Source organism: Thiomonas sp. UBA7699, from assembly GCF_002482605.1.
GTDB classification, from domain to species: Bacteria; Pseudomonadota; Gammaproteobacteria; order Burkholderiales; family Burkholderiaceae_C; genus Thiomonas; species Thiomonas arsenitoxydans.
Genome location: NZ_DLGH01000021.1, coordinates 76,856 through 97,527 on the forward strand (window position 1 = coordinate 76,856; position 20,672 = coordinate 97,527).

A 20,672-nucleotide genomic window follows, 5' to 3' on the forward strand; every position below is an offset into this window, starting at 1 on the left:
CCATGTGCGGCATCGCCGGACGTCTGAACTGGAACGCGCCCATCGATCCCGCGCAGCTTGCGGCGATGATCGGCCAGCTGCACCACCGCGGGCCTGATCAGCAGGGGTTCTACAACAAAGGGCCGATCGGTCTGGCCCACGCCCGCCTGAGCATCATCGACCTGTCCGGCGGCGATCAGCCGATGTGCAACGAAGACGGCACGGTGTGGGTGGTCTTCAACGGCGAGATTTTCAATTACATCGAGCTGCGCGCCGAGCTGCAGCGGCGCGGCCATCGCTTCGCCACGCAGTCCGATACCGAAGTGCTGGTGCACCTGTATGAAGACCACGGTGATGCGCTGGTCGATCAGCTCAACGGCCAGTTCGCCTTCGCCCTATGGGACGTGCCGCGTCAGCGCCTGCTGCTGGCGCGCGACCGCACCGGCATCCGGCCGCTGTTTCACACTCGCGTGCCGGGCGGCCTGGCCTTTGCCTCCGAGGTCAAGGCCTTGTTCGCCCTGCCCGAAGTGCCGCGCCGTCTGGATGCGAAAGCGCTGGGCGAAGTCTTCACCTACTGGGCGCCCCTGCCGCCGCACGCCGTATTCGAGGGCATCGAGTCTCTGCCGCCCGGCCATGTGATGTCGGTCGACGCACGCGGCACGCAGACGCGCCGCTATTGGGATTGGAGCTTTCCCCCAGCCCCGATCGAAGACGGGCGCTCGGCCGCCGCCTGCGCCGACGAGCTGCGCGACCTGCTGATCGACGCGGTGCGGCTGCAACTGCGCGCCGATGTGCCCGTGGCCGCCTATCTCAGCGGCGGCCTCGATTCATCCATCATCACCACCCTGATCCGCCATTACACCGACACGCCGCTGCGCACTTTTTCCCTCACTTTCGACGACGCCGAATTCGACGAAAGCCCCTGGCAGCAGCAACTCGTGCGCCACCTGGGCACCGATCACACCACGGTGCACTGCACCCGCGCCGACATCGCCGCCGCCTTCCCTCGCACCATCGCCCACACTGAGACACCCATCGTGCGCACGGCCCCCGCGCCCATGATGCTGCTGGCTGCCGGGGTGCGCGCCGCGGGCTACAAGGTGGCGCTTACCGGCGAAGGCGCCGACGAAGTCTTCGGCGGCTACGACCTATTCAAAGAAGCCCGGGTGCGCCGCTTCATGGCCCGGCAGCCCGCGTCGCGCTGGCGCCCTCGCCTGCTCGAACGCCTCTACCCCTATCTCAAACACTCCCCGGCCGCCGGCCGCGCGATGACCGAGCGTTTTTTCCGCGAAGGCGAAGCGCATTTCCGCGAGCCCTGGTTCGCCCACCTGCCGCGCTGGACCACCACGCGACGCATCACCGGTTTTCTGTCGCCGGAATGGCGCGCCGCGGCCACGGCGGCCGACCCCATCGCCACCCTCGCCGCGCAACTCCCCGCCGACATCTCCCGCTGGGAGCCGCTCTGCCAGGATCAGTACATCGAGGCGCATACCCTAATGTCGGGCTATCTGCTGTGTTCGCAGGGCGATCGCATGGCCATGGCGCAGTCCATCGAGACCCGTTTTCCCTTCCTCGATCACCGGCTGATCGCCTTCGCCAGCCAGCTTCCTCCGCGCTACAAACTCATGGGACTGGTGGAGAAATACCTGCTCAAACGCAGTATGGACGGCCTGCTGCCCGACGCGCTGCGCCATCGCACCAAGCAACCTTACCGCGCCCCCGACAGCCAGAGTTTTTTTCACAATGGCGAACCCGTCGATTACGTGGCCGACCTGTTCAGCGTGGCGCGCCTCAAAAATGCGGGCTACTTCGACCCGCAGGCGGCGATCCGCCTGTTCGACAAGGCACGCGCTGGAAAAGTCATCGGCTTTGGTGACAATATGGCCTTTGTCGGCATGCTCTCCACCCTGCTTCTGCACGACCAGTTCATCCGGCGCTGACCCTTCGCGAACCCGCGCTCCTCCATGACCGCCGCACCGTCCAGTTACGCCGCGTTGCCCGCCGATCTGCAGACCGATCGCAGCATCATCGTGTCGCTCTGGGTGACCAATCTCGGGCATCCAGAGCGTCGCCAGGACAAATACGACTGGTTCTACCTGCGCAACCCGACCGGTTTACCGCAGGTGTTGCTCGCCCATTCTCCGGCCGAAAACGGAACAGCCGTGGGCGTCATTGGCCTTGCAACCCGGCAGATGCGTTTGGCTGGCCAAGCCTTGAACGCGGGACTTCTGGCTGACTTCGGCGTGACGGCGGAACATCGCACGCTCTATCCGGCGATGCTGCTGCAAACGTCGCTGCGCGACCGGTTTTTGCCGCAGTGCGGGCTGATCTACGGCTTTCCCAACCCGAAGTCGGAACCCGTGGTCAAGCGCCTGGGCTACAAGGTGGCGGGGCGCATGGTGCGCTACGTTCGCGTGCTGCGCAGCGCCAACTATCTGCCCGCGCAAATCCCCCACTTGGTGCGCCGCGCCGTGGGGCGCACCGCAGACTGGTGGCGGCATACCCTGCGCAGAACCCGGTACACCCACGACTTTCGTGGCCGACGGGCTCAATGGATGGACCAGCCCGATACCCGCTTCGATGCGCTGTGGGCCGCGCAGAAAGACCCGGCTTTGCTCATCGGCGTGCGTGATCGCCGTTACCTGGCCTGGCGTTTCGAGCCGAAGCCCTGGAGAAAATTCCGCTTCCTGACCTTGAGCGCCCAAAACGACGGACTTATCGGCTATGCCGTCTGTGAGGTCGTCGGCAAGGTGTTGCATGTGCGCGATCTGCTCTGTCACCCAGAGCATCCGGACAGCCTGAATTTGCTCTTTGACACCCTGTTTCGCGACGCCTATGCCGACGGTCGCAGCAGCGTATCGTTTGAATTCCTCGGCCCTGCCGACATCCAGAGCAAGCTGCATCAGTTGGGCATGTTGGCGCGTGATGCCCGCAGTGTGTTCTGCACCATGACACCCGAACAAGCCCAGGCGCTTGAGCAGGTGCAGTGGTATCTCACCAGCGCCGACGAAGATTATTGAGCCGTATCGCGCAGGCCGCTGCAACCGCCCGCACAGAGAAAACTTTAGTCACACGCACGGCACACTCCACACCCAATCCCACGGAACTGTCTGCTCATGTTGAGCACTCACTCTTCAAGACTTGTGCGCTTTGGGCGCTCTTGAAGGAGAGAGAAGATGTCTCTGGCTGAACTGGTGCTCTACCTCTTGGCGATAGGTGTGATCGGGCTCGGCGTCGGGCTGCTGGTGCAGTTCTGGCGGGAGGCGCGCTCGACGCCCCGCGATTCATCCCTGTGAACTCACAGATTTAACTCACAGATTTTCCGCACCCAGGGCCTTGGCCCGTTCGCGAGTTTGCGCGAGTTCTTTAGGATCGGCGGGCGCGGTTGTATTCCAGCCCTGCAGATGAGAGGTCAGCAGACGGCTGAAACCCTGCGCCCAGTGCGTCTCGGCGTTCAGGCAGTCGATGTAATGAAAGACCTTGCCACCACTGGACAGAAACGCTTCCTTGCCCTCCATGGCGATTTCTTCCAGCGTTTCCAGGCAATCGACGCTGAAGCCCGGGCAGGTCACATCGACCCGAGCCACACCTTCTTTGGCCAGTTGGCGCAAGGTGGGTTCGGTGTAGGGCTGCAACCACTCCTGCTTGCCGAAGCGCGACTGAAACGTCACCGCGTAATCAGCAGCGGCCAACCCCAGGCGCTCGGCGAGCAGGCGCCCGGTCTTGTGACACTCGCAGTGGTACGGATCGCCCAGCTTGAGCGTGCGCGCCGGCATGCCGTGAAAGCTCATGACGAATTTGTCAGGCCGACCCTGCTGCTGCCAGTGCGCCTCGATTTTTCGCGCCAGGGCCTCGATGTAAAGCGGCTCGTCGTGAAAGTGATTGAGCACCCGGAGTTCGGGCATGCGCCGGCTGCGCCGCATCCAGGCCGTCACTGCGTCCAGCGTGGAGGCCGTGGTGGCCGCGCAATATTGCGGATAGAGCGGCACCAGCAGGATGCGAGTGACGTTTTGCTTGGCCATCTCGTCGAGCACACTGGCCACAGACGGGTTGCCGTAGCGCATGGCATAACGCACTTGCACATGATGACCCAGCCGAGCCATTTCGGCTGCAATGGCTTGCGTGAGGTCGGCCGTGCCCGACTGCAGGGGCGAGCCGCGCTCGGTCCAGACCGAGGCGTACTTGGCCGCGGATTTGGAGGAACGAATCGGCAGAATGATGCCGTTGAGGATCAACCACCAAACCGGCTTGGGAATTTCGACCACCCGAGGGTCGCTGAGAAACTCACCGAGGTAGCGACGCAAGGCCGATGCGGTCGGCGCATCGGGCGTGCCCAGATTGACGAGAAGGATGGCAGTTTTCGGTGCGGAACCGTGCGAATACGCCGTAGGATCGGACAAGGGCATGAGAACCTGAGTTCAGTGAGGATGGATCTGGAACATCACCGTGGGTGCGGTCGGGTCGGACGGCTTGGCGCCCAGGGTGATTTCGCCTTGGCCATGCAGCACGCACTCGTTGCGCCGCAGGGCCAGCGTGGTGTCATTGCCCGTGTAGCGCACCCAGGTGCCGTTGCTGCTGAGGTCAGTCAGCATGAAATAGCTGCCGCGCCAGTCGATGCGCGCGTGCTGGCGCGATACCCGCAGATCGTTGACCGGAAAGTCCGCACCGTTCGTGCGCCCGATCACGATGGGCATCTGATCGGCGGCATAGTCCACGCTGGTATCGAGCCAGGCGAGATTGAGCAACTGGCTGCTGTAGTCGATGCGCGAGGGCACTTGCGGCATGGTCTGGCCCATATCGACCTGCGCCTCCCAATCGACCTGATGCACCGGAACCGGCACGTCGTAGCCGCGCAGAAAAATGGCGCCGAGGCTGCGCAGCCGGGCCAGCAACTCCAGCGGCAGCGCTTCCATCACGGCGTCGCCGATGAGAATTTGTCCGGTTCCGGCCGAGTCGGACAGGCGCGAGGCCGCATTGACCGGATCGCCAAAACAGTCGCCCGGCGCCAGCACGACCACGCCGCGAGCAATGCCGATTTTCAGAGGTAGTTTTTGTCGGGCGCCCGTGGCATCGACCGCGCCTGAGGTGGAGCAGGTGCGCTGAATGTCGATGCAGGCGTTGAGCGCTGGGGTGTTGTGCTCGAAGGTGGCGAGTATGCCGTCCCCCAGCGTTTTCACCACATCGCCGCCCGCCGCCTTGAAGCTGCGGGCCATGTTCGACACGACCTGTGTGACCAGCGCCGTGGCTTCGGTATTGCCAAGAGATTGGAACAATGCCGTGCTGCCGACGACATCGGCAAACACGATGGTACGGACAGCCGTTTTTCGCGCGTTGGTCATGCCCGAAGTCTAGCGCAGTGCTTCACGCTATCTGGAACACAAAAACGCGTCTTTGGCGCCAGGGCGGCGTTGCAAATCCGCGCGATACCTACGGGTATCGCTGTGGTTTGCGCCTTGCCCCAACGCCAAATCCATCGTTTTTGTTTGTTCCATCAAGCATGAACCACTGCACCCGCGCGTGCACCCGCCCGCCGCGTGGCGGGCAGGAGCATCCGGATCAAAGCGTGTCGAGAAAGCTGCGCAGCTTGTCCGAGCGAGTGGGGTGCTTGAGCTTGCGCAGCGCCTTGGCCTCGATCTGGCGGATGCGCTCGCGGGTGACGTCGAACTGTTTTCCCACTTCTTCGAGCGTGTGGTCGTTGGCCATCTCGATGCCGAAGCGCATGCGCAGCACCTTGGCCTCGCGCGGCGTGAGCGAATCGAGAATCTCCTTGACCACGTCGCGCAAACCTGCCTGCATCGCCGCTTCGGTCGGCGCCAGCGTGCCCGAGTCTTCGATGAAATCGCCCAGGTGTGAATCGTCATCGTCGCCGATGGGCGTTTCCATGGAGATCGGCTCGCGCGCGATCTTGAGGATCTTGCGCACCTTGTCCTCGGGCATTTCCATCTTCTCGGCCAGCACGGCGGCGTCGGGCTCGGTGCCCGTCTCCTGCAGATGTTGACGCGAGATGCGGTTGACCTTGTTGATGGTCTCGATCATGTGCACCGGAATCCGGATGGTGCGCGCCTGATCGGCAATCGAGCGGGTAATGGCCTGACGGATCCACCAAGTGGCGTAGGTCGAGAATTTGTAGCCGCGCCTGTATTCAAACTTGTCCACCGCCTTCATCAGGCCGACGTTGCCCTCCTGAATCAGGTCGAGGAACTGCAGGCCGCGATTGGTGTACTTTTTCGCGATGGAGATGACCAGACGGAGGTTGGCCTCGATCATTTCGCGCTTGGCTTCACGCGCGGCCTGCTCGCCCAGGCTCATCTGGGTGTTGATTTCCTTGAGGTCGTCGAGCGGCACCACGACCCGGGTCTGGATATCGATGAGCTTTTGCTGCAGCTCCTTGATGGCCGGCACATTGCGGCTGAGGATGACGGAATACGGCTTGCCAGAAGCCACATGCTTGTCCACCCACTTCAGATCGAGCTGATGACCGGGGAAGGACTTGATGAACTCCTCCTGCGGCATACCGCAGCGATCCACCGCATAGCGCCGAATCTCACGCTCGTAGCGCCGCACTTCGTCCACCTGGGCACGCAGCAGATTGCAGAGTTTCTCGACGGTCCGCGCGGTGAAGCGCACTTCCATCAGCGCGGCGGAAATCGCCTCCTGCGCCTTCAAATAGCTGGCAGAACGGTAGCCGTCCTTGTCGTAGGCGCGGCGCATTTTCATGAAGGCGTCGTGCACGTCGGCAAAGGCTTCCAAGGCTTTGCCCTTGAGTTCTTCGAGCTTCATGGAGGTGGCGCCGGCACCGCCGTCTTCGTCTTCTTCGCCGCTCTCGTCGAGCGAGTAGTCGACGTCTTCTTCGGCCACGTAGTCGTCGGATTCGTCGTCCGACACCATGCCGTCCACCACTTCATCGACCGGCAATTCACCGTTATGAATACGCGCGGCCATGGCCAGGATCTCGGCCACTGTCGAGGGCGAAGCCGAAATGGCCAGCATCATCTGGCGCAGGCCGTCTTCAATGCGCTTGGCGATAACGATTTCGCCTTCTCGCGTGAGCAGCTCCACGGTGCCCATTTCGCGCATATACATGCGCACCGGGTCGGTGGTGCGGCCGAATTCAGAGTCGACGTTGGACAGCGCCGCTTCGGCCTCTTCCTCCGCTTCCTCTTCGCTCGACGCGGTCGGGCCGTGCTGGTTGAGCAGCAGGGTTTGCGCATCGGGCGTGGTTTCGTACACCGCGATGCCCACGTCGTTCAGCATGGAAACAATGGTTTCCATCAACTCGGGATCGGCCAGATTGTCCGGAATGTGATCGTTGATTTCCCCGTAGGTCAGGAACCCGCGGGTCTTGCCCATTTTGATCAGGCTCTTGAGTCGAGCGCGCCGACGGCCCAACTCTTCGTCGGTGATGTTGGAGTCGTCATAGCCGAACTCCTTGAGCAGTTGCTTCTCACGGGCGCGCGAGGCCTTGCGTGTTTTGGGCACGGGCGCGGCGGCTACTTCTTCCACCACCTCGACTTCAGCGACTTCGGCATCAACCTCGACTGCTTCGACCTCTTCACTCAGGTCATCCGACAAATCATCGGTCGGCTCTTCCAACTTGCTCTTGCGGCCACGGCGCGCGGCAGACGTATCGGCCTCGGCCGTCACAACGCCCGCCTTGGGCGGACGACCCCGCTTGGGCGCTGGGCTGGTAACCGATGCGGCCGACTTGGTCGCTGCCTTGACCGCATTGACCTCCACAGCACCCCCTTCTTTTGCCGCCACACGATGGACCTTGCCACGCGGTGCGTCCACAACGGGACGCACCTCGGCGGGACTCACCTCGGCGACCGCGGTCTCTTTGCGGGATGCGCCCCGCGGGGTGGGAGTCTGCGTTTTGGATGATGCTTTTGTCATGGTGGACCTCAACCGACCGTTGGTTCGGAAGGAAATATAGAAGGGGGATTGCTGACAGTATGTAGGGTGAATCGCCAAAATTCAAAGAGCCCGAGCGAAACGGCCATTTCGCACCAAGCCCGCACGGCCAGGGCGATACCGAGCCGAATCAGCAAACGTCTTGGCAGCTCCAAGAAGGTTTAATCGCTTTGACCCGCATCGCTTCGACCCAAATTCGTAGCCTCGGTTCGATTGGGTTTTCCTTGATGACCGCGCCCCCACGGCGCTTATGCCTTGCTGCCGAACCCATGCCCTTGAATCTGCGCCCCTGAACCTGCGCCCCGGAACTCATGCCCGGTAGTCTGTTTTGGCAGATATCACCCCGAAGCGGTGGATTTTACAAAAAACCGAGTATTGTCTGCCTGTGCGCCAAAACCGTCAACCTCGTGGCGCTTGGTCGATCTCTTTGAGTCGTAGCGCCAGACTGCGGTATTCCGTCCGGTCGGCGTCTGCCACCAGGCCACCGGCAACCAGTTCGTCCTGCCGTCTTTTCAGCGCGGCGCGCTCTAGGCGCGACAGAATGGCCAGCAAATCCTGTTTGGCTGCGGCTTCGTCCAGTTCCAGCGGATCAGGCGACTCGGCCAGCACCTCCTCAGGCGCGTGCCCGGCCGCGCGCAAGGCTTCCCATAGCGCTGCGGCAGACAGTTCGGGCTGATCTTCCAGAATGGATTCGAGCGTCAGCACCAGCCCCTGCAGCGGCCCGGGCTCCAGCGAGAGCAGCGCATGCTGCGCCGGGTTGATGCTCCACCACAACTCGGGTTGCGACAGCAGCAAAGGAAGCAATTGCCGCAGGGGATCTTTCGGCACTGCGGCAAAGGCCCGCAGCGCCTCGCGACCGCCGCGCACGCGCGGCGCCGTCTTCATGCCACGCGTGCCGAACGACTCCGCCGGAGCGGATGGCTTGCGCGAGGGCGAAGACAGGCGAAGCACCTCGCGCAACTCGGTGGCGGGCATCTCCAGGCGGCGTGCCAGATCGGCCACCAACTGACCGAGCAAAGCAGGCGCCGTGATTTGCGACAACAACGGCCCGGCCTCGTGGATGGCCTGCGCGCGCCCCTCGGCGGTGGTCATCGCCACGCCATCGAACAGGCTGGAAAACAGAAATTCCGACAAGGGCTGCGCCCGGCCGATCTCGCGCTCGAAAGCTTCCGCGCCTTTTTCGCGCACATAAGAATCCGGGTCGTGCTCGGCGGGCAGGAACAGGAACTTCACCACCCGCGTATCGCTGAGCAGAGGCAGGGCCTGCTCCATCGCCCGGCGCGCGGCGCGGCGGCCCGCGGTATCGCCGTCGAAGCTGAACACCACCTGGCCGGTATGCCGAAACAGCTTTTGCAGTTGCTGTGCCGTACAGGCGGTACCCAGCGTGGCCACGGCCTGTTCCACCCCGAATTGGGCGAGCGCCACGACGTCCATATAGCCTTCGACCACCAGCGCATAACCCGCGCGCGAAATGGCGCTGCGGGCTTCGAACAGGCCGTACAACTCCTCGCCCTTGTGGAACACCGCGGTTTCCGGCGAGTTGAGGTATTTCGGTTCACCCTGGTCGATGATGCGTCCGCCAAAGCCGATGACTTCGCCGCGCAGATTGCGAATCGGAAAGGTGATGCGGTCGCGCAGCCGGTCGTATCGACGGTGCGCCGAGGCAAACGACTCGGCTTGCGGATCGAGGGTGTCGCCGGCCGCGTCACGGGCCACCACCAGGCCGGATTGCACCAGGGCATCGGCGTTGTAATTCGCGAACGCGTCGGCCAAAGGCTGCCAATCGTCCGGGGCGTAGCCCAGGCCAAATTTCTTGGCGACCTGGCCTTGCAAGCCACGGGCGATGAGGTAGTTCTTCGCCCGTTCGCTATGCCGCAGGCGGTGCTGATAAAAGCCGTCAGCCGTCTGCAGGGCGTCGACGAGCGTGGCCTGCAGACTACGCTGCTGTTGGATTTGTCGGAGTTGCTGCGGGTCGAGATCGGGCTCGGGCACGGTCATGCCGTAGCGCCCGGCCAGTTCCTTGACCGCATCGACGAAGCCCATGCCCGCATGCTCCATCAGGAAGCCGATAGCCGTGCCATGCGCGCCGCAACCGAAGCAGTGATAGAACTGCTTGCTCGCGCTCACGGTGAACGAGGGCGTCTTCTCGCCGTGGAAGGGGCACAGGCCCTTGTAGTTGGTACCGGTCTTTTTCAGCTCGACATACTGGCCCACGACCTCGACGATGTCGGCGCGGGCGAGCAGATCCTGGATGAAACCGGGCGGAATGCGTTGCTGCATGGATCGGTCGTCGTCATCGTGGCGGCTGGGGCGGCGGCCGCGAAACGGCTGGATCGGGCGAGACTACTTGGGCTGCATGCGAATGGCGCCATCGAGCCGGATGACTTCGCCATTGAGCATGCGGTTGGTGAGGATGGATTCGACCAGGGCCGCGTATTCCTCGGGCCGTCCCAGACGCTGCGGAAACGGCACCATCTGTCCCAGCGCCGCCTGCACCTCGGCAGGCATGCCCATGAGCATCGGCGTCTCGAAAATGCCGGGCGCGATGGTCATGACGCGGATACCGTCCCGCGAGAGATCGCGCGCCAGCGGCAGGGTCATGCCAGCGATGCCGGCCTTGGACGCGGCGTAGGCCACTTGCCCGATCTGCCCGTCGAACGCCGCCACCGAAGCGGTGTTGACGATCACGCCGCGCTCGCCATCTTCCAGCGGCGGCTGCTGCGCCATCGCGGCGGCGGCAAGGCGGGCGAGGTTGAAGCTGCCAACCAGATTGATGTTGATCACCCGCTGGAAAAGCTCCAGGGCATGGGGGCCTTGCTTGCCCAGCGTGCGCGCAGCCGGGGCGATGCCGGCGCAACTCACCGCCACCCGCAGCGGGGCCAGCGCGTTGGCGGCTTGCACCGCCGCTTCCACGTCGCTTGCCTGCGTCACATCGCAGCGCATGAACTGGCAGCCGATGTCTGCTGCGGTTGCTCGCCCGGCGTCTTCTTGCAGATCGGCGATGACCACCCGCATGCCCCGTGACGCGAGCAAGGCGGCGGTGGCGCGGCCCAGACCTGATGCGCCGCCGCTGATGATCGCACTGTGACCAGAGAGTTGCATAAGGCGCCCCGTCCGTTCAGCCCTGCAATGCGGCGAAGATGCGCTGCTGCACTTCGGCCACCGGCCCGACCCCGGAAATGGTGACCAGACGCGGCGCACCGGGCTGGGCCATGCGCTCGGCGTAGAACTTCACCAGCGGCAGGGTCTGGGCGTGATAGACGTCCAGGCGTTTGCGCACGGTGTCTTCCTGATCGTCGGCGCGCTGCACCAACGGCTCGCCGGTGAGGTCGTCCACACCGGCCGTCTTGGGGGGATTGAAGGTCAGGTGATAGGTACGTCCTGAGGCCGGGTGAACCCGGCGGCCGCTCAGCCGCTCGATGATGTCGGCGTCGGGCACGTCGAATTCAAGCACTACGTCGATACCGATCCCCGCTTTCTCCAGACCTTCGGCCTGAGCGATGGTGCGCGGAAAGCCGTCGAGCAGAAAACCCTTGGCGCAGTCGGGCGCCGACAGGCGCTCGCGCACTACGCCCAGCATGATCTCGTCGGGTACCAAGGCGCCCGCCTCCATGATTTTCTGCGCCTGCTGGCCCAGCGGCGTACCGGCCTTCACCGCGGCGCGCAGCATGTCTCCGGTGGAAATCTGGGGAATGCCGAAGCGCTCGGTGATGAAGGCGGCTTGCGTGCCCTTGCCCGCGCCCGGTGCACCCAAAAGTATCAATCGCATGAAGGTCTCTCAATCGTAAAAACGCACATTTCAGAATAGCAGACCGCTCTGCCACGACGCTGACTCGGCGTCCTGTTCAGCGCTCAAGCCACATCACCCGCACGCGCTCCAGATCGGCCAGCGTGTCGACACCGGGGCCGGGCGCCTGTTCGGTCACATGCACCGCAATGGAGTGCCCGTGCCAGAGTACGCGCAATTGCTCCAGCGCTTCGGCCTGTTCCAGCGGCGCCGGGGCCAGCTTGGCGTAATCGCGCAGAAAACGGTGGCGATAGGCGTACAGCCCGATGTGACGATAGATCGGATGCGGGGGCTGCCCCTGCATCGTCCATCCGCCTGAACCCGCCGTGTAGGCGTCGCGCTGCCACGGAATCGGCGCGCGCGAAAAATACAGGGCCCTGCCCTGCGCATCGAGCACGACTTTCACCACATTCGGGTTGAAAATCTCGGCCGCTTCGGTGATGGCATGCGCGCAGGTCGCCATCGGGATTTGCGGAGTGCGCTGCAGCAAGGCCGCGCAGGCCGCGGGCAACTTGGGGTCGATCAGCGGCTCGTCGCCCTGCACATTGACCAAGATGGCGTCTTCGGGCAGACCCAGCGACTCGGCGGCCTCGGCCAGCCGGTCGGTGCCGCTGGCGTGATCTTCGCGGGTGAGAACGGCGCGAACGCCGTGCGCCGCACAGGCCTGCGCAATCAACGGGCTGTCACAGGCCACCACCACCTGCTGCGCGCCGCTATGCGCCACGCGCTGCGCCACGCGCACCACCATCGGCGCCCCGGCAATGTCCGCCAGGGGCTTGTTGGGCAGGCGCGTGGAAGCCAGCCGGGCCGGTATCAGCACCCAGAACGCAGCCGCCATGCTCAGGCCGCCGGTTCGGCAGTGGCGGCGTGGGACGGACTCGGCGTTGCGTCGGCGGGCAGGGTCATGTCGCGGGCGAGATCGACCAGCATCAGCGGAATGTCGTCGCGCACCGGGTAAGCCAGCTTGTCGCGCGGGCAGATCAGCTCCTGCGCGGCGGCGTCGAATTGCAGCGACCCTTTGCAGATGGGGCAGACGAGCAGGTCAAGAAGTCGGGAGTCCACGGGCTTTCTCCAATTGTTGGTGCAACCAGGGCAGCAAGTCGGCGGGCAGTTGCAGCCGCAGGCCGACAACCCAGAGACGCTCGCGCAAAACAGGCGGCAGATGCGCCGATTTTATGGCGTCCTTTTCCGTCAGCAGAATGGGGCCGTCTGGCGGCAGACCGGCCAGTGCGTCGGTGCTCAGAGGCTGATGGTCGCCCAGCGCCCGGGTCTGCACCGTCAGCCCGAGAGCTTGCAGCATGGCAAAAAACTGCCCCGGATGGCCGATTCCGGCTACCGCGCCCAGCGGTTTTGCACCAAAACGCTGCACGAACTGCGCAGCACTGAGCGTTTGCCCACTGACCAGATGCGTGATGTCGCCCGGGCTGCGCACCAGCGCGAAGTGCAGCCCCCCGCCGGACACCTGCCGCAGCACCGCCTCGGGGCCGAGCGTAGCGTCGCGCCCTCTGCCGGGCGATTCGCGCAGCGGGCCGGCAGGCAGCAGCCAGCCATTGCCCCAAAGTCGCTGATCGACCACTACCAGTTCGATATCGCGAGCCAGCGCCAAATGCTGCAGGCCGTCGTCGCTCAGAATCACATCCACATCGGGCCAGGCGGCCCTTAGGGCGAGCGCGGCCTGAGCGCGCCGCCGTCCGACCATCACCGGGCAGCCCGTCAACCGGGCCAGCAGCACGGGCTCGTCGCCACACTCCGCCGGATCGCTCTGCGCGTCCACGCGCAAGGGAGTGTCGTCGGCTGAGCGGCGACCATACCCGCGAGAAACGATCCCTGGCCGCCAGCCCGCCTGCTGCAAGCCGCGCGCCAGCTCGGCGATCAGCGGCGTCTTGCCCGCGCCGCCCACAGTGAGGTTGCCCACCACGACCACCGGCACGCCCACGCGTTCAGCACGCAGCACACCCGCGCGATACAAGCTGCGGCGCCCGGCGCTCAGCAGCGCGAACAACCGGGAGAGCGGCCACAGCGCCCAACTCAGCAGGCTGCGGCGCAGCCACCAGTCCGGCCAGCCGCTCGGCCCAGCGGGTTGCGCCATCAGGAACCGGGAGACTTCTGCGTGGCGAAGGTCAGGCGGCTCAAGCCTGCGGCGCGCGCGGCCTCCATCACATTCACCACCGATTGCTGCGTGGCCTGTGCGTCGGCGCTGATCACCACCATGGTGTCGGCCTTGCCTTTGGACGCATCGAGCAGCGACTGGGTCAGCGCACTCACGGTGCGGCTGGGGAGCAACTGCTTGTTCACCGCATACTCGCCGCCGCTGCTCACGGCCACGATGATTTCCTGAGGATGGTTCTGCAACTTCTCGGCGTCGGCCGTGGGCAGGGTGATCTTCAGCTCGGTGAACTTGGAATAGGTGGTGCTGATCATCAGAAAAATCAGGATGACCAGCAACACATCGATCAGCGGAATGAGGTTGACCTCGGGATCTTCCGTGGTCTGGCGTTTGAAATTCATGGCAAGCGGCGCAGGTCGGAGGCGCGGTTCATTTCAGCGGCGCGGCAGATAGCTTTGCAGATGCGTGGCCAGACGCCGCGCGGCCTGCTCGAGTTCGACCGTGTAGTCGTCCACGCGGCTGCGGAAGTAACGGTAGAAAATCAGCGAGGGCACCGCCACGATCAGCCCAAGCGCCGTGTTGTAGAGCGCCACCGAAATGCCATGCGCCAGCACTGTCGGATCGGTTCCGGCGGTGGACTGCGAGCCGAAAATCTCGATCATGCCCACCACCGTGCCCAGCAGACCGAGCAAAGGCGCCGCAGAGGCCACGGTGGCCAGCGCGTTGAGATACTTCTGCAGCCGATAGACCTGATTCCTCCCGGCGTTTTCCAAGTCTTCCTGCAGCCCCGCCGCGCTGGCATGCGGCCGCGCCACCGATCGGAACCCGCTGGCCAGCACGGCGCCCAGCGGCGAGTTCTGTTCGAGCTTGTCGATCACATCGGCCGCCGGCAGTTGCTTGGCCGACACATTCAGCGCCTCGTCCAGCAATTTGGTCGGGAGAATGCGGGCGCGACGCAGCGAGGCCAGCCGTTCGAAAATCACCGCAAGGGCCACAATCGAGCACAGAATCAACGGCCAGATCGGCCAGCCTGCGGCTTCCACCATCTGCAACATGGGTCTTTTTCCTTTGCGTCTTTGCGCTGCAAAATCAGTCGCCGTGCGTGCCCAACCCGCCACGCACGAGCCTTCAGCGCCGCATTATGCCGGGTCAGAGAAGTGGCGGACAATGAAACAGCGGGCGCCGGTCAAGAGTCAAGATCGCGGGCTTCGAAAGTTATCCCGCCTTTCTGTGGACAACTCTGTGGGAAAGCGCTGAACGGCAGCGCCAAATCGCGCAAAATCAAGCACCCGGCTTAATGTGACGCTTTTTTAATCAATAACTTCTCATTGTTTTTCAATAACTTGGCATGCAATCACGTTACCTTCGGGCGCATTCTGGCGGCGAAAGCATCTGCAGGCAAAGTGTGCACATCCTCTTGACGTTTCGCACCTGGCAACTCGATATCCACCTTGAAAACTTCAACTAACGGCGTCCTGGTGTGGACAGTTTCCGCGCTGGTTCAGGCCTTCTCGGACGCCCTCAACGCCCGCTTCAACAGCCTGAGCGTGCGTGGCGAAATCTCGGGCCTGGTTCGGGCCGCAAGCGGCCACCAGTACTTCAACCTCAAGGACGGCGCGGCGCAACTGCGCTGCGTCTGGTTCCGCCAGCGCGCAGGCTCTGCTGCCATCGCGCTGCGCGACGGCATGAGCGTGCGGCTGCGCGCCACCGTGGCGATTTACGAACCCCGCGGCGACCTGCAACTCATTGTTGAGAGCGTGCAGCCCGACGGCGAGGGTGCGCTGCTCGAAGCGTTTTTGCGCCTCAAGGCCAAACTGCAGATCGAGGGCCTGTTCGACCCCGAGCGCAAACGCCCGCTCCCGGCCCTGCCGCAAGCCGTCGGCGTGATCACCTCGCTACAGGCCGCAGCCCTGCGCGACGTGCTCACCACCCTGCGGCGGCGCAGCCCGCAGGTGCGCGTCGTGGTCTATCCCGCCAGCGTGCAGGGGGCCGCGGCGCCCGGCGAGCTGCTCGCCGCCCTGCGGCGCGCACAGGCGCGGCGCGAAGTCGATCTCATTCTGCTGGTACGCGGTGGCGGCAGCCTCGACGACCTCTGGGCCTTCAACGACGAGGCGCTGACCCGGGCGATTGCCGCCAGCACCCTACCGGTGATCAGCGGCGTGGGCCACGAGACCGACTTCACCCTGGCCGATTTCGTCGCCGATCTGCGTGCGCCCACCCCCACCGCCGCCGCCGAACTCGGCGTGCCCGCCCAGGCCGCGTTGCTCGACGCGCTCACCCATACCGCGCACCGCGCCAGCAGTGCACTCAGCCGCCATCTGCAGCGCGAACAGCAGCGCTGCGACCGCCTCGCCCTGCGCTGGCCGCAACCTGCCGCGCTGCTGGCCGCACCGCAGCGCCACCTCGCGCAGTTGCAGTGGCGACTGCGGCAGGCCTTGAACGACCTGCCGAGGCTGCACGCGCAACGGCTGCAACTCTTACAGCACCGCCTGGCCCATGCGCTGCGCCAGCGCGCGCCGCGGGAGCGCGAGCGCCTGAACCGATACGAGCGCAGCCTGCCAGAAACGCTGTCGCGCCAAATCTCAAACGCCCAACTCCGGCTCGACCGCGCTGCGCAGCACCTGCAACTCCTCAGCCCGCGCGCCACCCTCGCGCGCGGCTACCTGCTGGGCATGAACGCGAACGGCCAAGTGCTGCGCGACCTCACGCAACTCGCGCCACAGCAGCCCCTGCTGCTGGCCGACGCGCAACGCGCGGTGCGGATCGACATCAGCCGCATCGACGCGCAGCCCCATCCTCTCGAAGCGGACATCCCGCCGAATTGAGCGCCCCCAAGGTCGGCTCGCCGACCCGCCCCCCGTGGGGGATGAGGCCCGCGGCTCCAAGCTGCCCTGCGGCAGCTTGGACGGAGCCGAATCCGAGCAGCTTGCAAGCTGCGAGGTGGACAAGAAAACTTGGGGCGGCCCTGCGTTTCCTTGAGTGAGCAAAGTCAAACGGCTGTTCCTAGAATGGCCTTGGTTTGATTTATGCAACCGCCACTCACTCAAGGAGAAGCCCATGCAACACGAACTCCCCCCCCTGCCCTTTGCCCCCGACGCGCTCGCGCCGCATATGTCGCGCGAAACGCTGGAATACCACCACGGCAAGCACCATCAGGCTTATGTCAACAACACCAACAACCTGATCAAGGGCACCGAGTTCGAGAACATGTCGCTGGAAGACATCATCAAAAAATCCAGCGGCGGCCTGTTCAACAACAGCGCCCAGGTGTGGAACCACACCTTCTTCTGGAACTGTCTGAAAGCAGGCGGCGGCGGTGAACCCAAGGGCGCGCTGGCTGCGGCCATCAACGCCAAATGGGGCAGCTACGCCGCGTTCAAGGAAGCCTTTCACAAATCCGCCGTCGGCAACTTCGGCTCGGGCTGGACCTGGCTGGTGAAAAAGGCCGACGGCAGCGTGGACATTGTCAACACCGCCAACGGTCAGACCCCGCTGACCACCGCCGACAAGGCCCTGCTGACCATCGACGTGTGGGAACATGCCTACTACATCGACTTCCGCAACCGTCGCCCCGACTTTGTCACCACCTTCCTCGACCACCTGGCCAACTGGGACTTCGCCGAAAAGAACTTCGGCTGATCGCGCCAGAACCCGTGTCGCAGAAAAGCCCGCAGTGCGGGCTTTTCTTTTTGGGCGACGCGCGCGCCTCACACCAGCCGCAGATCGACTGGCCGAGCCCCCGGAAAAATGGTCTGAATTTGCGATGACCTCAACCCCCACTGCCGCTGGAACAGGCCGCCGAGCAAGTCGCGGTAGTCGGTCAGCACCGGGTCGTCGCGGTTCTGGTTGAGGGTAGAGGGCGATTGCACGATCTGCTCACCCGCGATGCGCCCGCCCCGCACTGCGCCGCCCAACACCCAGTACACGGTGCCGTGGCCGTGATCGGTGCCGCGATTGCCGTTTTCGCGGAAGGTGCGGCCAAACTCGCTGAGTACGACCACGGTGGTCTGCTGCCAGGCCGGGCCCAGCGCCTGCGCCATGCCGGCCAGCCCCTGGCCGAGCGCGGCGAGTTTGTCGGCAAGCTGGCCTTTTGCGCCGTTGTCGGTGGCTTCGTTGACATGCGTGTCCCAGCCGCCCACGTCGATGAAGCCGACGTTGAAGCTGTCGCGCATCAATCCGCCGATGCGCACGGCCTCGGCGACGAAGCCCTTGGGCGCGACCGCGCCGCGGCTGGCGGCCACCATCTCGGCCTGCCAGCCGGAGGCCTGCATATCGTCGGCGACGGTCTGGTGCACGGCGAAGCCTTCACGCACCGCCGCGCCCTGCGACGAGCCGTTCCACATGCTTTCGATCAGCGCGCGCTGGCGGTCGTCTATGCCGGTGTGCCCGGCTTGGGCAATGGCGAGATTGGGCACGCGCTGGGCGCCGCGCAGCGAAAGCGGCAGCTGCGCGGTGAAGGCCATGGGCTGGGCGCGCGCGCCGAGCTGCTGCACCAGACGGTTGAGAAAACCGTCGTTGAAATTGTGCGTCTGCGGGCCCTGGCCGAGTTCGATGTGATCTTGCGTTTCGAAGTGGCTGCGGGTCAGGTCGCGCGTGCCGGCAAAGGGCACGAAAGCCAGTTGCCCGGCCTGCCACAGCGGCAGCAGGGATTCGCGCAGCGCCGGATGCAGCGCCCAGTCGGCATTCAGCGCGATGGACGCGTCGGCGCCCTCGCCCGGCCGGGGCACGGCGATATGCGGGCGCGACTCGTAATAGAAGCTGTTGGCATGGGGCACGAGCAGATTGGTGGCGTCATACGCGCCGCGCAGGAACACCAGCACGAACTTGGGCTGCCCCTGTGCAGCGGGCGCGGCCCACAGGCGGGTCATCGGCGTGGCCAGCGCGGCGGCGGTGGCGGTTTGCAAGAAATGGCGGCGTTGCATGGCAGTTTCTCCTGAGAAATTCACCGGGCCGCACCAAGAATTTCTCGCCCCTGGGGGGAGAGCCGAGTGCGGCGAGGCTTCGGGGGGCATTCACGCGTTCATGAATTCGGGCGATGAGAGCCACAGCGTGTTCCAGCGCAGGCGGTTGTCGGCCTGCGCCAGCGCGCGCAAGGTGGCGATGCTGAGCTGGCCTTGCTGGGCGAGATAGACCGGGCTGCGCGCGAGATCGGGCGGGGGACGGTGGGGTGGCTTGGCCGCGGTTTGGGGAGCCGTCATCGCCGCCATTGCTTCGTCAGGTTCTGCGGTCACCAGCGGCGCGCTCTGCCGCAGGAGGGCAGGCGGCGGCTCGAACATCGCCGGCGCGCCACTGCCGATCTGCCGCGCCACTTCGAAGCGCGCGGTGAGCTGGCCCGAGCCGTCCCAGGCGCTCGCGTTCAGCGGGTAGCCGTCGGGCGTCTGGCGTCCGAACAGCGGCTCGCCCAGGCGGGCCAGCATGCCGAGCACCGGCTGCGGGTTGCGGATCGGTTCGTCGCCCAGGCTGGCGCGCAGCGCCGACAGCACATAGCGCATCGGGTCTTTGAACTGCGGCTGGCCCAGACTGGCGGCGAATGCCGCGCTGGTGAACATCGCGCGCAGCACTTCGGCCATCTGCCCGCCGCTGGTCTGCCAGCGCCGCACCATGTCATCGACCAAAGCGGGCGGAACGGGGTCGGCGACGAAGTACTGCGCCAGTTGCGTGCTGACATGCCGCGCGGTGGCGGGGTGGTCGGCCAGCAGGGTGATGACCTCGTCGATCTCTTCCAGGCCGTGGCCTTGCAGGGTGTAGCCCAGCACCGTCTTGGGGTCGGGGTCGTGCCGCGCGGGGTTGAACACCACCAGCCCTTGCCGCCACACATCGGCGCGCAGGGCCGGGCGCACCCGCACCGGCTGATCCATCAGGTCGACGCCCAGGCCGGTGAGTGCGCGGGCGAGGTTGGTCACATCGGTCTGGGTGTAGCCGCTGCCCACGCCCAGGGTGTGCAACTCCATGACTTCGCGCGCATAGTTTTCGTTCACATGGCCGCGGGCGTTTTGCGCGTTGTTCAAGTACAGCAGCATCTGCGGCGAAAACATCGTGGCGCGCAGCAAATCACGAAAGCGCCCCAGCGCGTGCGGAGCGATGACGCGCTGGGTGTAATCGCCCATCATCGGGCCGATATTGCCACTGCGGAACACATTAAAGTGATTCAGCCAGAACCAGCTCAGCCGCTGCTGCAGGGCATTGGGGGCGTACAGACCGAGCCACACCTGTTGCGCCGCGGCCTGTTGCGCCAGCGCATATTTGAAGCGGTTGAGCGCCTTCAGCCGGGCCTCGGTATCGGCAGCGGCCTGCGGGTCATTCTTGCGGGCCTGGAACAAGGCGCGTTGTTCACGCACGATGGGCGGAATGAGCGCTTCGAGCGGCTGATTCACCGGCAAGGCGGCAAGCCGCGCCGCCAGCTCGGATGGCAGCGCAGTACCGGGCTGAACGCGCAGTTGCAGGTCCAGATAGGCCGTGGCGCCCAGGCGGGACAACGCCTGCAGTTGCTCCGCGCTGGCGCCCCAGCTCACCCGGTCGAGAAAGGTCACCGGATCGGCTTGCGCAGCGGCGTCCAGCGCAGCAGGGCCAGCCTCGCTTGCGGTCTGCAAGGTTTGCGACAGCGCAGCCGGCGCCAAACCCCACAAGCCCAGTCCCGCAGCGCCAAGCCCCCCGATGAAACGGCGGCGCGAAAGCCGCCCGGCAGCGTGCAAACGATGTTCCATGATCAGCGCTCCCGTTCAGCCGCACACGCCCCAATGGCCCGGATGCCAAGCGCCATAAGGGCCGCGCCAGCCGGGGTGCCAACAGCCGCCGCCTTCCGGCCGAACGATTACCGCCCCTGAAACCCTCGCCGGGGCAAGAGGCGCCACATAACACCCACCGAGCAGCAGACTCCCTGCGACCGCC

General features: G+C 64.9%; 17 protein-coding genes. 4 read left to right on the forward strand and 13 right to left on the reverse strand.

Annotation, left to right across the window (positions count from 1 at the left end):
- Window positions 1-2: 2 nt before the first annotated feature.
- Together asnB and B3H47_RS09620 are read left to right on the forward strand one after the other, a co-directional pair.
- Window positions 3-1,919 (forward strand): asparagine synthase (glutamine-hydrolyzing), encoded by a 1,917-nt coding sequence (gene asnB, locus B3H47_RS09615; protein ID WP_286986835.1) that lies wholly within the window; start codon window positions 3-5, stop codon window positions 1,917-1,919.
- Window positions 1,920-1,943: 24 nt separating this feature from the next.
- Entirely contained in the window at window positions 1,944-2,999 is a 1,056-nt protein-coding gene (locus B3H47_RS09620) for a GNAT family N-acetyltransferase (protein ID WP_286728490.1), read from the forward strand.
- A 291-nt stretch (window positions 3,000-3,290) separates the two neighbouring features.
- Here B3H47_RS09620 and hemH read toward each other — a convergent pair whose 3' ends face one another.
- The 11 genes from hemH to B3H47_RS09675 all read right to left on the reverse strand — a co-directional run bounded on the left by hemH (window position 3,291) and on the right by B3H47_RS09675 (window position 14,839).
- Entirely contained in the window at window positions 3,291-4,385 is a 1,095-nt protein-coding gene (gene hemH, locus B3H47_RS09625) for a ferrochelatase (protein WP_286986836.1), read from the reverse strand.
- A gap of 12 nt (window positions 4,386-4,397) precedes the next feature.
- Window positions 4,398-5,318 (reverse strand): adenylate/guanylate cyclase domain-containing protein, encoded by a 921-nt coding sequence (locus B3H47_RS09630; RefSeq protein WP_013106052.1) that lies wholly within the window; start codon window positions 5,316-5,318, stop codon window positions 4,398-4,400.
- A gap of 217 nt (window positions 5,319-5,535) precedes the next feature.
- Window positions 5,536-7,872: an RNA polymerase sigma factor RpoD gene (gene rpoD / locus B3H47_RS09635; RefSeq protein ID WP_286986837.1), complete on the reverse strand. Its 2,337-nt coding sequence runs from the start codon at window positions 7,870-7,872 to the stop codon at window positions 5,536-5,538.
- 417 nt (window positions 7,873-8,289) lie between these two features.
- Window positions 8,290-10,170 (reverse strand): DNA primase, encoded by a 1,881-nt coding sequence (gene dnaG, locus B3H47_RS09640; protein WP_286986838.1) that lies wholly within the window; start codon window positions 10,168-10,170, stop codon window positions 8,290-8,292.
- A 63-nt stretch (window positions 10,171-10,233) separates the two neighbouring features.
- Entirely contained in the window at window positions 10,234-10,992 is a 759-nt protein-coding gene (locus B3H47_RS09645) for an SDR family NAD(P)-dependent oxidoreductase (RefSeq protein WP_286986839.1), read from the reverse strand.
- A gap of 16 nt (window positions 10,993-11,008) precedes the next feature.
- On the reverse strand, window positions 11,009-11,659 hold the full coding sequence (adk, locus tag B3H47_RS09650; protein WP_156055153.1) for an adenylate kinase: 651 nt from the start codon (window positions 11,657-11,659) through the stop codon (window positions 11,009-11,011).
- Between the two features lie 76 nt (window positions 11,660-11,735).
- Complete coding sequence (gene kdsB / locus B3H47_RS09655) at window positions 11,736-12,515, reverse strand: 3-deoxy-manno-octulosonate cytidylyltransferase (protein ID WP_286986840.1); 780 nt, start codon at window positions 12,513-12,515, stop codon at window positions 11,736-11,738.
- A 2-nt stretch (window positions 12,516-12,517) separates the two neighbouring features.
- The gene (locus tag B3H47_RS09660) at window positions 12,518-12,739 is read right to left on the reverse strand and encodes a Trm112 family protein (RefSeq protein ID WP_013106058.1); all 222 of its coding nucleotides are present in this window, start codon (window positions 12,737-12,739) and stop codon (window positions 12,518-12,520) included.
- Entirely contained in the window at window positions 12,720-13,766 is a 1,047-nt protein-coding gene (gene lpxK, locus B3H47_RS09665; protein ID WP_286986841.1) for a tetraacyldisaccharide 4'-kinase, read from the reverse strand. The genes B3H47_RS09660 and lpxK overlap by 20 nt, the downstream gene beginning before the upstream one ends.
- Window positions 13,766-14,185 (reverse strand): ExbD/TolR family protein, encoded by a 420-nt coding sequence (locus tag B3H47_RS09670; RefSeq protein ID WP_013106060.1) that lies wholly within the window; start codon window positions 14,183-14,185, stop codon window positions 13,766-13,768. The genes lpxK and B3H47_RS09670 overlap by 1 nt, the downstream gene beginning before the upstream one ends.
- Window positions 14,186-14,218: 33 nt before the next feature.
- The gene (locus B3H47_RS09675; RefSeq protein WP_013106061.1) at window positions 14,219-14,839 is read right to left on the reverse strand and encodes a MotA/TolQ/ExbB proton channel family protein; all 621 of its coding nucleotides are present in this window, start codon (window positions 14,837-14,839) and stop codon (window positions 14,219-14,221) included.
- A 396-nt stretch (window positions 14,840-15,235) separates the two neighbouring features.
- Between B3H47_RS09675 and xseA the strand changes: the two genes are divergently transcribed.
- Window positions 15,236-16,609 carry an exodeoxyribonuclease VII large subunit gene (gene xseA, locus B3H47_RS09680; protein ID WP_286986842.1) on the forward strand — a complete coding sequence of 458 codons (1,374 nt, stop codon included), beginning with the start codon at window positions 15,236-15,238 and terminating at the stop codon, window positions 16,607-16,609.
- A 232-nt stretch (window positions 16,610-16,841) separates the two neighbouring features.
- On the forward strand, window positions 16,842-17,423 hold the full coding sequence (locus tag B3H47_RS09685; protein ID WP_156055143.1) for a superoxide dismutase: 582 nt from the start codon (window positions 16,842-16,844) through the stop codon (window positions 17,421-17,423).
- Window positions 17,424-17,491: 68 nt separating this feature from the next.
- Here B3H47_RS09685 and B3H47_RS09690 read toward each other — a convergent pair whose 3' ends face one another.
- A complete protein-coding gene (locus B3H47_RS09690) occupies window positions 17,492-18,706 on the reverse strand; it encodes a DUF1501 domain-containing protein (protein WP_276707841.1) in 1,215 nt (404 codons plus the stop codon).
- Window positions 18,707-18,796: 90 nt separating this feature from the next.
- Entirely contained in the window at window positions 18,797-20,488 is a 1,692-nt protein-coding gene (locus B3H47_RS09695) for a DUF1800 domain-containing protein (RefSeq protein ID WP_286986843.1), read from the reverse strand.
- Between the last annotated feature and the right edge of the window lie 184 nt (window positions 20,489-20,672).

Coding starts and splice junctions, on each gene's coding strand:
- asnB (WP_286986835.1), top strand. CDS start 3: ATGTGCGGCATCGCCGGACGTCTGAACTGGAACGCGCCCATCGATCCC.
- B3H47_RS09620 (WP_286728490.1), top strand. CDS start 1,944: ATGACCGCCGCACCGTCCAGTTACGCCGCGTTGCCCGCCGATCTGCAG.
- hemH (WP_286986836.1), bottom strand. CDS start 4,385: ATGCCCTTGTCCGATCCTACGGCGTATTCGCACGGTTCCGCACCGAAA.
- B3H47_RS09630 (WP_013106052.1), bottom strand. CDS start 5,318: ATGACCAACGCGCGAAAAACGGCTGTCCGTACCATCGTGTTTGCCGAT.
- rpoD (WP_286986837.1), bottom strand. CDS start 7,872: ATGACAAAAGCATCATCCAAAACGCAGACTCCCACCCCGCGGGGCGCA.
- dnaG (WP_286986838.1), bottom strand. CDS start 10,170: ATGCAGCAACGCATTCCGCCCGGTTTCATCCAGGATCTGCTCGCCCGC.
- B3H47_RS09645 (WP_286986839.1), bottom strand. CDS start 10,992: ATGCAACTCTCTGGTCACAGTGCGATCATCAGCGGCGGCGCATCAGGT.
- adk (WP_156055153.1), bottom strand. CDS start 11,659: ATGCGATTGATACTTTTGGGTGCACCGGGCGCGGGCAAGGGCACGCAA.
- kdsB (WP_286986840.1), bottom strand. CDS start 12,515: ATGGCGGCTGCGTTCTGGGTGCTGATACCGGCCCGGCTGGCTTCCACG.
- lpxK (WP_286986841.1), bottom strand. CDS start 13,766: ATGGCGCAACCCGCTGGGCCGAGCGGCTGGCCGGACTGGTGGCTGCGC.
- B3H47_RS09670 (WP_013106060.1), bottom strand. CDS start 14,185: ATGAATTTCAAACGCCAGACCACGGAAGATCCCGAGGTCAACCTCATT.
- B3H47_RS09675 (WP_013106061.1), bottom strand. CDS start 14,839: ATGTTGCAGATGGTGGAAGCCGCAGGCTGGCCGATCTGGCCGTTGATT.
- B3H47_RS09685 (WP_156055143.1), top strand. CDS start 16,842: ATGCAACACGAACTCCCCCCCCTGCCCTTTGCCCCCGACGCGCTCGCG.
- B3H47_RS09690 (WP_276707841.1), bottom strand. CDS start 18,706: ATGCAACGCCGCCATTTCTTGCAAACCGCCACCGCCGCCGCGCTGGCC.
- B3H47_RS09695 (WP_286986843.1), bottom strand. CDS start 20,488: ATGGAACATCGTTTGCACGCTGCCGGGCGGCTTTCGCGCCGCCGTTTC.